This is a genomic window from Bradyrhizobium sp. SUTN9-2 (assembly GCF_003122645.1).
GTDB classification, from domain to species: Bacteria; Pseudomonadota; Alphaproteobacteria; order Rhizobiales; family Xanthobacteraceae; genus Bradyrhizobium; species Bradyrhizobium yuanmingense.
In genome coordinates this window covers 1-13,014 of record NZ_LAXE01000002.1, presented here as the reverse complement: position 1 = coordinate 13,014, position 13,014 = coordinate 1, and the positions used below count along the sequence as shown (strand labels likewise).

Genomic DNA, 13,014 nt, shown 5'->3' with positions numbered 1-13,014 from the left:
GTTAGGACCCTAGCTTGCGTCGCTGTAATGGCCCATCAATGGGCACGCCGAGAGCCCGCGGCTGAACTCAGGATTGGATGAACTCCTAAAGCTTATCGACACTATTTGCCTGGAGTTGCGGTTTCCGAAAGGATATCAATGACCTCGAGCTTGGCGTCATACTCCTCGTATGTGCCAAGCATGGGTTCGCCAAGTGCAATATTGTGCACGGGATCGACAATCGAGGGTGAGTCGTAAGTTAGGGAGATGGGTCCAGTAAATTGAACTTGATCGCCAAGCTCGTCGCGTCGCAACGTTCGCGCGGTGCACCATTTGACGAGCTGCGTTACTGCGCCCTTCCCGCGCTCATTGATGGGGGGCAAATGCCGAACCGAGTAGAAATACGTCCGCGCAGAAAACATCTGTTGCGAACTCGAGCTCATGCGCTGGTCCGGTTGAGCGGTAAGAGTCAGCAGGCGCTTGCCAGCTGGACGCTCGAGCGTACCCTGAATTAGGCCACCTTCTCTAATCAGAGTAATGTGCGCCAGCTTTTTTGGAGCACCAAGAACCTCTCGTCCGGAGGCAAGCGCTGCATCATTCGTTGTCACGTAAATGTAAGGAATGTAAAAGCCGGTCTCACCGCCGGGATCACGAACTTGAATTCCTGAATAGCACTCCAAGTACGGCCCCACAGTGCTTGAGGGATAGCTCGCGACCCCCACAACGGCGATTGCAGGGTTTGCTACGGGTACTAATCCCTTCGGTAGTAGAGAGGACACCTCGCTCCCCACGCTGAATACAAGGTTTATGGCTTGGCAGCCGAGAAACGCGCTGCCACGGTCTCTGCTCCCACGGTAGAGAGGCGCATCAAGAGGAATACCTTTTACCTCGGGCATCGCATTCCTCGTCGCTCTTGGAGTGTTTGGACGCAACTGTAGATTCAGCTAACTCATCTCAGCAACAGTGCTCGGTTTTTGAAGCATCCTGAAGAGACTGTGATGATGCAACCTCGATGATGCAACCTCCAATGCAGCTCGGTGATCCCTCGGCTCATAGAGCGCTGATCATGATCGTCTCGCCGACGACGCGTACAGTTCTGCGCGCTGCACCCCAATTCTGTGGTGCAGAATGAGCTTGACGATCGTGCGTTCATTCCCGTGAAGTATGCTCACCGACGATGATGATAACTCGATAGGCCTCTCTATCTGTCGCATGCAACGTCGATGCCAAGCACCTCATTCGGTGTTAGAGGACTCGCTCGGATGAAGATGTACGAGAAGGCCGCCGACAACCGTCGCCTCTTCTGCTGTTGCCTTCCCCCTTGTTTGATTGGCCACGCGGAATGTCGAAAGTCCGACATGATCAATTGGGACGTAAACGCATGACGAGTTCGCACGCCTCGCAGTTTTGGGAGGCTCGACTAAGCTTTAATGTCGAAACGCTATCGCTGTGCATGGCCCGAAACGCATGCTAGCGGATACCCAGGTCGCGTAAGAAGATCGGAACAGCTGTAGCAACTCTGCAAGAGTTGCGTGAGTTTGCATTCGTACGAGATTCTCGGCGCGCCGATTGCACAGGATGGATACTCCACTTCGCAAGACTCGGAGAACCTCATGCGTTCTGCGCCCCACTCCCGCGGCCAGCCACGAAGAGCTCAGTACGGTGCATCTGTGCGGAACCGGCGTTGCGTCGCCTGCAGTCCACGCGCATCTTCCGGAGGAAACTCGGTCGTGATTCGTCGGGCTCAACAAGGTGGCCCAATGTCGTGATGCCAATTCAACACTCCGACGGTAATGTATGAACGGCGGACGCGTGTCCACGACGTGGAATCGTTATCGAGTTGGTTTTCACGCCGAGTTACACGGCACTACGCACAGCCTTTGGGCATCGCAGCGGGACACAGCAGATCGACCAGGGGTCGATTGACATAGTGCATAGTGGATGTCGCAAAGACCTTGCACCACCACACTGTCGAGGAAGCGAAATTATGGGACGTGTCAGCGAAAAAGTCATTCTGGTGACCGGCGGGGCTCGAGGGATGGGGGCCGCTCATGCGCGCCTGCTGGTAGCGGAGGGAGCTAAAGTCGTGATCACCGATATTCTTCGTAAAGAAGGCGAGGCTTTCGCGGCCGGCCTTGGCACATCCGCGATCTATCTGCGTCAAGACGTCGCTCAGCCAGAGGAATGGTGCCAAGCGATCGCGGCTGCGGAGAGCAAGTTTGGCGCGCTGCATGGCCTCGTCAACAATGCCGGCATAGCCAGTATTGCTCCTATCGAGCAGTTTCCGCTTGAGCAGTGGACGAAGACCCTTGCTGTCAATCTCACCGGTGTATTTTTGGGAATGCAGACTGCCCTGCCGGCCATGCGCCGCGCGGGCGGAGGCTCGATCGTCAACATCTCGTCGGTCGAGGGGCTGAGGGGTAGTGCAGGGCTTCACGCCTACGTTGCTTCCAAGTTCGGCGTGCGCGGCATTACCAAGTCCGCTGCTTTGGAGGCCGCTGCGTCTGGGGTTCGAATAAACTCAGTCCATCCGGGGTTAATCAACACCTGGATGACAAAGGACTTCGATTCTTCCAGTTTTCCCATTCCGCTTGGGCGGGCAGCCGAGCCGCCGGAAGTGTCACAGGTAGTGTTGTTCCTGCTCAGTGACGAGTCCTCTTATCTTACGGGCTCCGAAATCGTCGTCGATGGCGGTCTGACGATCGGCGTCCCGTACAAGTGTCAGGCGCCCGAAAGCATCTTCTGACTAGCAGCTGATCAATTGTCACATAAAACAAGATCTGAGGTTGCGATGTAGTACAGCAGTGGGAACTACGAAGCCTATGCTCGCCCCCGCAAGCCCGCTGGTGTGGACAGCAAGACGGCGTGGTTCGTTGGTTCAGGCTTGGCGGCGCTCTCCGGCGCGGCCGCCGGTGCTGGTTCCGGCGACATAGTCGAAATAGTCCGCCAGACGATAGTCGGCGCGGTTGCTTGCCTTGGTTAGCAACCGCTCGATTTCCTCTAGAATTTTCAACGAGAGGCCCCCTCGGATTCCGCTCCCGTCTATGGCAAGATGTTTGCGCGGCCCGCCACTCTCGAGCCGCGCTTTTAGATCAATCCGACGTTCTGGAAGACGTCCCACCATGTGCTTCTCCCGCTTTTGAAACTCCGAGGGAAGCGAAACCCGAAGATGCCTCGATCGCTTATCGCTGCGGGACATGCAAAGTGGTGACCAAATAGGGGCCAGCACATCCGTAGCACTACTCGATGCACCCTAACCTAAGCCTCAGGCCGAGGTTGTATCGTGAAGTTTCTCACAATCGCTGTTGTAGTTGGATGACGCAGCTCACCGCGGTAAGCGTCGTTTTCAGGCCACGGCTTTGAGGGATTGAGTGCGGTAGGCCCAGGGCAGTAGCTGGTCGATGTCGCGATTGGGATGACTTTTGACGATCTTGGTCAGGACGTCGGTGAGATAGGCGAGCGGATCGACGTCGTTGAGCTTGCAAGTCTCGACCAAGGACGCGACGACAGCCCAGTGTTCGGCACCACCGTCGGATCCGGCAAACAGCGCGTTCTTGCGACTGAGCTTGATACCACGGATTGACCGTTCGACGGTATTGTTGTCGAGCTCGATGTGGCCGTCTTCGATGAAGCGCGTTAAGCCTTGCCAGCGCGAGAGGGCGTAGCGGATGGCTTCGGCGAGCTTGATCTTCTGGCTGATGAGGGCCAGCTTGGCGCGCAGCCAGGCCTCGAAGGCATCAGCCAGTGGCCGGCTCTTCTGCTGCCGCACGAGGCGACGTTCCTCGGCGCTGCGGCCGCGGATCTCCTTCTCGATCGCATAGAATGCGGCAATGTGCTTCAGCGCCTCGCTTGCGATCGGCGCGGGGCCGGCTGTCGCGAGTTCGTAGAAGTTGCGCCGCATGTGCACCCAGCAGAAGGCGAGCTCGACCTCACTGCGGTCGGCAAGCTTTGGGTATGCGATGTAGCCATCGACCTGCAGGACGCCCTTGAAGCCGGCAAGATGGCTGAACAGCCGCTCGGCCTTGCGGTCGGGTGCATAGACATAGGCGATGCCTGGCGGATCGAGACCGCCCCAGGGCCTGTCGTCGGCGGCATAGGCTCAGAGCTGGCCGGTCTTGGTGCGCCCTCGACCGGGATCGAGCACCGGCACGGTTGTCTCGTCGGCGAACAGCTTGGACCTCGCGCGAAGCACCGTGAGAAGGCGCTCATGCAGCGGGCGCAGATGGAAGGCGGCATGCCCAACCCAGTCCGCCAGCGTCGATCGATCGAGAGCGATGCCTTGGCGGGCATAGATCTGGGCCTGCCGGTAGAGCGGCAGATGATCGGCATATTTGGAAACCAGAACCTGGGCGACGGTTGCCTCCGTCGGCAGTCCGCCCTCGATCAGCCGGGCCGGAGCCTCGGCCTGCATGACGCCGTCCTCGCAGGCGCGACAGGCGTATTTGGGGCGCCGGGTGACAACAACGCGGAACTGCGCCGGCACCATCTCCAGCCGCTCGCTCTTGTCTTCACCGATCCGGTGCAGCTCGCCCTGGCAGCAGGGGCAGGTCTTGTCGTCAATATCGACGACGACCTCGATCCGCGGCAGATGCGCCGGCAGTGCGCCGCGATTGTTGCGGCGCTTGCGTGCGCGCTCCACCCGGCCTTCCGGGGCGGTCTCGTCCTGACAGGCCTCGGTAGAGGCCGCGACCTGCTCGACGTCCTCGAGGCCCAGCAGCATCTGTTCCTCAGGAAGCGACTCTGCCTTCCGGCCAAAGCGATGACGCTGCAATTCCTTGATGATCTGGCGCAGCCGCTCGCTCTCGTGCCGCTCGGCAAGCAGCATCGCCTTCAGCGTCTGAAGATCATCAGGAAGGTTATCGCTCACAGGCAAATCAGAGCATATTCGCGCCCGCCTGACGATGTGCTCGATACCTCTGATTCACTTCGCCGCAGCGCGGCCCACAATTATCCGGCTTGCGTCGGGACGACCGTCTCCCGTGCCGCGTGGACACGCCGCCAATCCAGCCCTTCGAGCAGCGCCGACAATTCCGCCGCCGACAAACGCATCACGCCATCCTCGATCTTCGGCCAGCGGAAGAGGCCTTCCTCGAGCCGCTTGGCGAACAGGCACAAACCCGTACCATCCCAGAAGATCAGCTTGATCCGGTCCGCCCGCTTGGCACGGAACACATAAACAGCTCCCGAGAACGGATCGGCTTTCATGTGCTCGCGTACCAGCATCGCAAGCCCCTCCATTCCTTTGCGGAAGTCGACCGGCTTGGTTGCCACCATCACCCGGACAGTTCCGGACGGGCCGATCACCGGCCTGCCTTCAGCGCATGGACGATGGCCGCAATCATCACCACGTCCGCGCCTCGGCCGACCCGGATCGTAACGCCTTCGGCTTCGATCTCGATGTCCCCAGCGTCGCAACGGCGAGCCCGGACATTCGGCTTGGCTTTGCGTCGTGCTGTCTTGCGCTCATGGCCAACAGCCACCGCCGGCACTGTGGCGTCTACCACCGCCGGTACAAACGGCGGATCGTCAGCCATCGGCGCCGGCGACCGGCGCGCCTGCCGGCGCCAGGTGAAGACTTGCTGCGGGCTCAGCCCGTGTCGACGGGCAATCTCGGAAACGACCGCCCCTGGTGCCAGCGTCTCCTCGACGATCCGGGTCTTGTCGTCCTTGGAGAACCAACGACGGCGTCCCGTCTCCGTGATCACCTCCAGCCGGCGCGCCGTCACGTCCGACTTAAGCGTATGGTCAAGCATAGACACAAGCCGATCCCTTCAAAGAGATCGTGAAGCTCGCCTATCCCATGCGCCGCGAGAAGGTGGGAGCGGAACGACGCTTACTCACCGCGGAGTGTCCGCGACGATCGACGGCGAGTTCGGCAGTCCCGCGCAGGGTCTCACCAAATTCGCGGTGTCGGCGCCTGATAGACAAGTCGCAGGTTCCGCTCACTAGAAATGTCATCGGTGAGAGGACAGCTAGGCTGGCCTGATGGCCCTATGTTCGACCCGGCGGAGGCGCGGTCGATGGTGGGGACGCCGCCGGATAGGCTCGGTTGCTCGGCTTGCCACGCTTCTTCGACAGCAGTGCCGCAGGGCCTCCGATCCGATAGGCCTTCAGCAGCCGGAATGCCTGCCGCGATGTGACCCGAAGCAGTTGCGCTGCCATCGCACTGCAATCCGTTCCGCCACAACATCCCGCAACACATGCACCCGGTCGATCTCAGCCCGGCTCATCGACAGCACCGTCATCACTCAAAACCTCCAAGCCTCATGCCTTAGACTGAACGCATCTAAGCCGGGCCGGCAAGGGCCCCTGCCCCGCATTGATGGCGCCCTTTGGACGCAGCCAAGGAATTTCAATGATCCTTCGGGTGCTATGAATCCACGGAACGAGAAGTCCTCTGGTCCCCTGTCGCATTCGAGCGGATTCGGGTCGTAGAGCCCTCCACATCATAGCCGCTGAAAACAGCCGCCCCCCATCAAAGGCGGCTGTGATCGTCTTGCGCCTGACCGCTCGAAACAGGAAGGGCAGAATCGTATCATCGACCATGGCCGGTATGGTTACCTCGATGATGTCAGCGCAGAATTGGTCTCAGCAACCGAATCCCACGTCCCATCGGCGGCTTACACCACATTCGCCAGCCACCCACAGGCCCTTCATGAATAAAGATGGGCTAGATACGGCCGAAAGCCGCCCACACCCCGTTTTCGCCGTCCCAGCTGCCGCGGCTCGCCGCCTTGGAGTACTCCGTGGCGCGCTGCTCGAAGAAATTGGCGTGCTCGACACCATTGAGAATCTCGACAAGCCACGGCAATGGATGCGGCTTGAGCTGGATGAATCCGCCCTCCTTGGCCTCGAAGAAGCCGAAGTCCGGGGCAATCCGCAGCTGGGTCAGTCGCCAGTCGGCGACATAGCGGACGTAGGCGTGGATCTGCTCAGCTCGCATGCCCTCGATCTTGCCGAGCCCGAAGGCGAGGTCGACGAAGTTCTCCTCCAGCTTCACCATGGTCTTGGCGACGTCGACGATGTCGTCACGGACAGCGCGCGTCACCGCGCCGGTTTCGCGGTGCCATTCGTGAAACAGCATGATGATACCCTCACAATGCAGACTCTCGTCGCGCACTGACCAGCTTACGATCTGTCCCATGCCGTTCATTTTGTTGTGACGCGGGAAGTTGAGCAGCATGGCGAAGCTCGCGAACAACGCCATGCCTTCGGTGAAGGCGCCGAACATCGCCAAGGTCCGAGCGACATCGGCCACGCTGTCGACGCCGAACTCGTGCATGTAGTCCGCCTTGGCGCGCATCTCGGCATAGCCGCGGAATGCCTCGAACTCGGTCTTGGGCATGCCGAGCGTCTTGAGCAGCAGCGCATAGGCGTCGATGTGGACCGTCTCCATGTTGCTGAAGGCCGACATCATCATCTGAACAGTGAGCGGCTGGAAGATCGGGATGTAGCGCTTGAGATAGTTGTCCCCGACCTCGATGTCCGACTGAGTGAAGAAACGAAAGATTTGGGTGAGCAGCGCGCGCTCGCTGGCGGTGACGCGGTCCGACGCCCAGTCCTTGAGGTCGGCGCCGAGCGGCACCTCCTCGCCCATCCAATGGGTCTGCTGCTGGCGCTTCCAGAGCTCGTAAGCCCAGGCGTAGCGATCGACATCATAGGTTCCGGTCGAGTCGAGCAGCCCCACTCGTCCCTTGCCGATCAGCGTACGCGGATCGACGGCCGAAAGATCGATCACTGACATGCAAGGCACTCCTCATAATCAGTACGCTGCGGCTGCGGCGCCGCCACCTCGTCGCTGTCGCCGATCTTGCCGGCGAACGACGCGCGCGAGATAGACTTTGAGCGGCAGTAGTAGAGGCTTTTCAATCCGCACTGCCATGCCGTCCAGTGCAGCATGTGAAGGTCCCATTTATCGACATCGGCTGGGAGATAGAGGTTGATCGACTGGCTTTGGCAGATGAACGGGGCGCGGTCGGCGGCAAGCTCGACGATCCAGCGCTGGTCGATCTCGAAAGCGGTGCGAAAGATCGCTTTCTCGTGCTCCGACAAGATGTCGAGACGGGCCACCGATCCTTCGTGTGCTATAATCGACTGCCACATCGCCGAAGTGTCGGCGCCCTTCGCCGCAAGCACTTTGGCGAGATGCGGATTACGCACCGAGATGGCGCCGGACAATGTCTTATGGGTGTAGATGTTGGCCGGGATTGGCTCGACGCAGGCGCTGGTGCCGCCGCAGATGATGCTGATCGAGGCGGTCGGCGCGATTGCGATCTTATGGCTGAAGCGCGCCATCACGCCGCGTTCCAGGGCATCCGGGCACGGACCACGCTCGCGCGCGAGCGTCACGGATGCCGCGTCGGCGTCGCGACGGATTTTTCGGAACATGTTCAGATTGAACGACTTGCATGACACTTTCCATTGGAATGCCCTTGGCCTGCAGGAAGGAGTGGAAGCCCATGACGCCGAGGCCGACGGAGCGCTCACGCAGGGCAGCGTAGCGGGCACGCTTCATGCCGTCCGGCGCCACCGTGATGAAGTGGCTGAGCACGTTGTCGAGGAAGCGCATGACATCCTCGATGAAGGTGGGCTCCTCACTCCACTGGTCCCAGGTCTCGAGGTTGAGCGACGACAGACAGCAGACCGCGGTGCGCTCCTCGTCGCGATGATCAATGCCGGTCGGCAGGGTAATTTCGCTGCACAGGTTGGAGGTCGAGACCTTGAGGCCCAGCTCGCGCTGATGCTTGGGGAGCGCGCGGTTTACGGTGTCGATGAACAAGAGATAAGGCTCGCCAGTCTGGAGCCGGTTCTCAAGGATGCGTTGCCACAGCTGGCGGGCATCGATCTGGCGGACGACCTCGTTAGTCTTCGGGCTCCGCAGAGCGAACGCGGTGCCGGCGCCCACGGCACGCATGAACTCATCGGTGACGTTGACGCCGTGATGCAGGTTGAGGCTCTTTCGGTTGAAGTCGCCGGACGCCTTGCGAATCTCGAGGAACTCCTCGATCTCGGGATGGTGGATATCGAGATAGACCGCCGCCGAGCCGCGCCGCAACGAGCCCTGGCTGATCGCCAGCGTCAGGCCGTCCATGACGTGGATGAACGGGATGATGCCTGAAGTGACGCCGCCCTTCACCTTCTCGCCGATCGAGCGAACATTGCCCCAGTAGGTGCCGATGCCGCCGCCGTTGGAAGCAAGCCAGACGTTCTCGTTCCAGGTACCGACGATGCCTTCGAGCGAGTCCGCCACCGAGTTGAGGAAGCAGGAGATCGGCAGGCCGCGCGTGGTCCCGCCGTTGGAGAGCACCGGTGTGGCCGGCATGAACCATAGCCGGGACATCGCATCATAGAGACGTTGGGCATGCGCAACATCGTCCGCGAAAGCGCAAGACACCCGCCCGAACATGTCCTGGTAAGTTTCGCCGGCGAGCAGATAACGGTCGGTCAGCGTCAGCTTGCCGAACGACGTCAACAAGTCGTCGCGCGACGGATCGAGCGTGAGGTCGGCCGGCTTTGGCGATGGCGCGAGGGGCCACGGCAGCGGAGCCGGCGATGGCGAAAGGGGCACCAGACACGGCTCAGGCGCCGCAGGCTTCGCCTGCGCTAGGCGCGGCCGCACACTCGGTGGCGCGACGAGATGACCACGCTTGGCGCCGACAAGGCCTACGACGCAGAAGACTTCGTCAACGAGCTGCGCTCGATGAACGTGACGCCGCATGTTGCGCAGAACACCAGCGGCCGCAGCTCTGCGATCGACGGGCGAACGACCCGGCACGGCGGCTATGCCGTCAGCCAGCGCATCCGCAAGCGGATCGAGGAGGCATTCGGCTGGATCAAGACGGTCGCCGGGCAAGAGAAGACCAGCTTCCGTGGCCGTGAACGCGTCGGATGGGCCTTTACCTTCGCTGCTGCCGCCTACAATCTGGTGCGGCTGCCCAAGCTGATCGCGGAGGCCGGCTGATGGCCAAGGTGCCCGGCTTCGCCAAGGCCTTTGCCGGCCGCTGGCGCATCGTCGAAATGGACACCTGGGACGGCGACTTCCTCGATCTCGTCGAACAGGCGCATCTCACCTTCAAGGGCAAGTCCGACGGTGAAGTTGCCTTCGGTGCGCTGAAGGGCTTCCTCGACGTCCGCTACGGCACGCGAGACGGTTCGGCCTGCGCGGAGTTCTCATGGCAGGGGCACGATGAGAATGACCCCACCTGCGGTCGCGGATGGGCCATGATCGGCACTGCCGGCAGGCTCGTCGGCCACTTCTACATACACAATGGCGACGATTCGGCCTTCGTTTGCGAACACAGCTGAGTTCTTCAACAGCCTGCTAGGTGGCTACTTGGCCAGGGCGGGCGGTCCGCCACCCGGAAACGTTGTCATCTGGCGCGGCCTCTCCCGACTCGCAGACATCGAACTCGGCGCCGAAATCGCCGCGGCTGGAAATGTGGGTAATTGAAAGCCGGAGAACGGCTTGCTGAATTTGCGCCCCCACTGGCGCACGGTTTCATAGGTCACGCCGATGCCACGCGCCGCCAGCATTTCCAGACCATGCGCAAGCTTAAGGGAAACCGGAAATACAACCAAACGGCATAGCTGATCACTTTCGTTAACTTGACGGTACCGCCTAACCTGCGGCCACAAGCCGAGCTGTGCATCCGGGCCGCGCTAGGTTCGCATGCCCGGTGGAAATGATATCTGTACTTTGCGCCGTCGTCGATACCAAGGCCGATTGGCACGCCAATTGCTGGAATATACTGAGGAAGAACACCAAGATGGCCGAGAGGATATCAATGTCAAACCCTAATTGGTTCTCTTGGTTGAGTTTTCCATTTTTCGCGCCACTCAGCGGGTCGGTGGTGCAGGACATCGCACCGAATTTTCACCGGCAAGTCGATAATGACGCAAGTGCTGAGATTGGCTTAGCTGAACAGCTGGTCATTCTTTCCAAGGCCGTTAAAGAGCTTAGGACGATGCTCGTAGGCATCGAGGAGACACCAGGCGCGAAGCTCAAGATCGCATCCGAGGATGCAACAACAGCAATGGGGCAGCTCACAGGGATGGAAGCAAAAGTAAACGAGATCAAACAGCGTCATAGCAAGGCCGCCGATCTGGAAGCTGAGCGCGCGCTAGATCGCCTAAAGGAGGTTAATCCCGAGGGATATGAGACGTTCATTCGTAAGCGCGAGAACCGCGCGAGCACTGGCGGAGATGCCGGAAAGTCGAACGGCGGATCAGTCCAATAAGGCAAAGGATAAGCTCATGCTCAGCTCAAACTCAACTGTGCCTGGATCTGTAACAGCAGCTGGTTGGAATCTGTGGTCGAGGCGAGGCGTTTTGGGTCTTCAGCTGTGCCTGGTTCAAGACTCGGATGTCCGAACTTCTGCACGAAGATCGACGTCGCGGGTCAGCTCAGCCTATTCATCGCGGTCACGTGGGTCGCGCGCATTCGGTCCTGACGTCGCTCACCAGATGTTCTACCGTTAGAGCCGTTGGTTCCTAATCGAACTACTCTTGAAGACAGTAACCGGCCTGAGGCCCTATCTAGCTGTCCCTCGGCTAGCGCACGATACAGCCTGACATGAGCGGATCGGTGGAGGTGGAACGATGGCAAGTGCCATATTGATGGCAGGCTGGAAGGTGATTCCTATCGTCGTGTCGAGGTGATCACCGGGGAACGTCGGCGGCGAGGATGGATGGGCGAGGAGAAGGCGCGGATCATGGCGGAGATGCAGGCCTGCACACTCCGCTCTATGCCGCGCGGCATCTCAGCCGCTGCTCATGCGACGCGAAGAGATCGCGCATCGCTTCGTGACCTTCATCAGGCAGCCACAAGCCGTTAACTCGCCGGCGCGTAGCAGCCGCGCGAGAAAACGGCGTCCCGGCGGTTCGTCTCCGCACGATCGCCCGGCTTCCTCGGGATTAATGATGGCGCCATCACAGTGCATTCGTGGCCGAGCGACCGGATCAGGCGATAAAGACCATAGCCAATTGGGCCGGCTCGTAACAGAAGTGGACGCGTCAAACCGGTTGGCAATCCGCTCTATGACGCGGCGCATGTTGACAATGAAGGCATCGACCTCGCAAGAACCGAACCTCGCCCTCCCGGCCTACATCCGCAATCCCGACGGCATTTCTCAGCTTGGCCACATCGATTCCGACAAAAGGCCTTCCTATAATCTGCCACGGCTCGTCCTCGTGATGAGGATCGGCTCGGTACGCCCGTGCAACCTTAGGACGCGCAGTGTAGGGCGAGCCATCTCACCGCAAGAGGTGCGCATACGGTCTAACTATTCAGCCATGTCCGACTGAAGACATTGTGCGTCGGGAGGCCAACATTGAGATGTAAGCATCCCGCTGGGCACAGGGAAGCGCACGATCTCGCGCCTTTCTCTAAATGCACAGAACATTTTCCGGTGGCACGTATATTGCTGCAAAGGGTGGTGAGGCTCAAAGACCTTCATCGCGCGGTGGACAGCGCTTTCGGAAAGCAAGGATACATACAAATGGGAAGCTTTATAATCAAATACAAGGCGAATGAGGACTACGTGATCGGCGTGCACGATCAGGCAGTGGGTGCTCCAATTGTACTTCGAAAAAGACATGCCGCCCTTCGATATATTGTCTGGGATATCGACCTTGACGCCGGCTCCATTAGGCTTCACGCAAGCGATCGGCTTGCACTCGCGCCAAGCGGTAATGCCATCAGGGAAGCTAGGCTCTACCTTCAGTTCTACGACGCTGCCAACCCTAACCAGCAGTGGGAATTTGGGGAGAACCCAGGTCCTATCTACAGCTTAGTCAATCGCAACCTGTGCATCGATAACAATAATAGCAGACAGCAAGAAGGCAACCCAATTTGGCTCTATCCGGAGAACGGCACAGTCGCTCAGAAGTGGCAGCATGTACCACTATCGAGCCTGCGCGCTACGGATCTCGAGGTTGAAGTTGCGGGGTAATCGCAAATCCTCTGCGCACGATGAGGCTTCATCTACGTGTGCTCACAGGGCGGGGTCGGGCCAGATCGTTCGACCCCCTTCCAAA

At 59.9% G+C, this 13,014-nt stretch carries 12 protein-coding genes and 4 pseudogenes; 5 read left to right on the top strand and 11 right to left on the bottom strand.

Annotated elements, in window-relative coordinates; translation table 11 throughout:
- Positions 1-101: 101 nt before the first annotated feature.
- Entirely contained in the window at positions 102-875 is a 774-nt protein-coding gene (locus tag XF30_RS37520; RefSeq protein ID WP_109146014.1) for an acetoacetate decarboxylase family protein, read from the bottom strand.
- Between the two features lie 1,091 nt (positions 876-1,966).
- On the opposite strand from XF30_RS37520, the gene XF30_RS37510 reads away from it, so the two are divergent.
- Positions 1,967-2,725, top strand: a complete 759-nt coding sequence (locus XF30_RS37510) for a glucose 1-dehydrogenase (protein WP_109146013.1) — start codon at positions 1,967-1,969, stop codon at positions 2,723-2,725.
- Positions 2,726-2,857: 132 nt separating this feature from the next.
- On the opposite strand, the gene XF30_RS37505 is transcribed toward XF30_RS37510, so the two are convergent.
- The 8 genes and pseudogenes from XF30_RS37505 to XF30_RS39710 all read right to left on the bottom strand — a co-directional run bounded on the left by XF30_RS37505 (position 2,858) and on the right by XF30_RS39710 (position 9,547).
- Positions 2,858-3,103 (bottom strand): patatin-like phospholipase family protein, encoded by a 246-nt coding sequence (locus tag XF30_RS37505; protein ID WP_158284454.1) that lies wholly within the window; start codon positions 3,101-3,103, stop codon positions 2,858-2,860.
- A gap of 222 nt (positions 3,104-3,325) precedes the next feature.
- Positions 3,326-4,804, bottom strand: a pseudogene (gene tnpC, locus XF30_RS37500) (IS66 family transposase).
- 122 nt (positions 4,805-4,926) lie between these two features.
- Positions 4,927-5,283, bottom strand: a complete 357-nt coding sequence (tnpB, locus tag XF30_RS37495; protein ID WP_109146011.1) for an IS66 family insertion sequence element accessory protein TnpB — start codon at positions 5,281-5,283, stop codon at positions 4,927-4,929.
- On the bottom strand, positions 5,280-5,732 hold the full coding sequence (gene tnpA, locus XF30_RS37490) for an IS66-like element accessory protein TnpA (RefSeq protein WP_109146010.1): 453 nt from the start codon (positions 5,730-5,732) through the stop codon (positions 5,280-5,282). The genes tnpB and tnpA overlap by 4 nt, the downstream gene beginning before the upstream one ends.
- 238 nt (positions 5,733-5,970) lie before the next feature.
- Positions 5,971-6,141 (bottom strand): helix-turn-helix domain-containing protein, encoded by a 171-nt coding sequence (locus XF30_RS40245; RefSeq protein ID WP_369425836.1) that lies wholly within the window; start codon positions 6,139-6,141, stop codon positions 5,971-5,973.
- Positions 6,142-6,649: 508 nt separating this feature from the next.
- Positions 6,650-7,723: a ribonucleotide-diphosphate reductase subunit beta gene (locus XF30_RS37480; protein ID WP_192893487.1), complete on the bottom strand. Its 1,074-nt coding sequence runs from the start codon at positions 7,721-7,723 to the stop codon at positions 6,650-6,652.
- Complete coding sequence (locus XF30_RS39715; protein ID WP_225132077.1) at positions 7,714-8,274, bottom strand: ribonucleotide reductase barrel domain-containing protein; 561 nt, start codon at positions 8,272-8,274, stop codon at positions 7,714-7,716. The genes XF30_RS37480 and XF30_RS39715 overlap by 10 nt, the downstream gene beginning before the upstream one ends.
- Positions 8,255-9,547 carry a ribonucleoside-diphosphate reductase subunit alpha gene (locus XF30_RS39710; protein ID WP_244609127.1) on the bottom strand — a complete coding sequence of 431 codons (1,293 nt, stop codon included), beginning with the start codon at positions 9,545-9,547 and terminating at the stop codon, positions 8,255-8,257. The genes XF30_RS39715 and XF30_RS39710 overlap by 20 nt, the downstream gene beginning before the upstream one ends.
- Before the next feature lie 75 nt (positions 9,548-9,622).
- Between XF30_RS39710 and XF30_RS37470 the strand changes: the two are divergent.
- Both XF30_RS37470 and XF30_RS37465 read left to right on the top strand, forming a co-directional pair.
- Positions 9,623-9,940, top strand: a pseudogene (locus XF30_RS37470) (transposase); the annotation flags it as partial.
- Positions 9,940-10,284, top strand: coding sequence for a hypothetical protein (locus tag XF30_RS37465; protein ID WP_109146007.1), 345 nt, complete (start codon positions 9,940-9,942; stop codon positions 10,282-10,284). The pseudogene XF30_RS37470 and the gene XF30_RS37465, both read left to right, overlap by 1 nt.
- Positions 10,285-10,434: 150 nt before the next feature.
- Here XF30_RS37465 and XF30_RS37455 read toward each other — a convergent pair.
- Positions 10,435-10,628, bottom strand: a pseudogene (locus XF30_RS37455) (hypothetical protein); the annotation flags it as partial.
- 135 nt (positions 10,629-10,763) lie between these two features.
- Between XF30_RS37455 and XF30_RS37450 the strand changes: the two are divergent.
- Complete coding sequence (locus XF30_RS37450) at positions 10,764-11,216, top strand: hypothetical protein (RefSeq protein ID WP_146207818.1); 453 nt, start codon at positions 10,764-10,766, stop codon at positions 11,214-11,216.
- A gap of 508 nt (positions 11,217-11,724) precedes the next feature.
- On the opposite strand, the pseudogene XF30_RS40240 reads toward XF30_RS37450, so the two are convergent.
- A pseudogene (locus tag XF30_RS40240) lies at positions 11,725-12,150 on the bottom strand (IS110 family transposase); the annotation flags it as partial.
- Between the two features lie 326 nt (positions 12,151-12,476).
- Between XF30_RS40240 and XF30_RS37435 the strand changes: the two are divergent.
- Entirely contained in the window at positions 12,477-12,929 is a 453-nt protein-coding gene (locus XF30_RS37435; RefSeq protein ID WP_146207817.1) for an RICIN domain-containing protein, read from the top strand.
- The last annotated feature ends 85 nt before the right edge of the window (positions 12,930-13,014 follow it).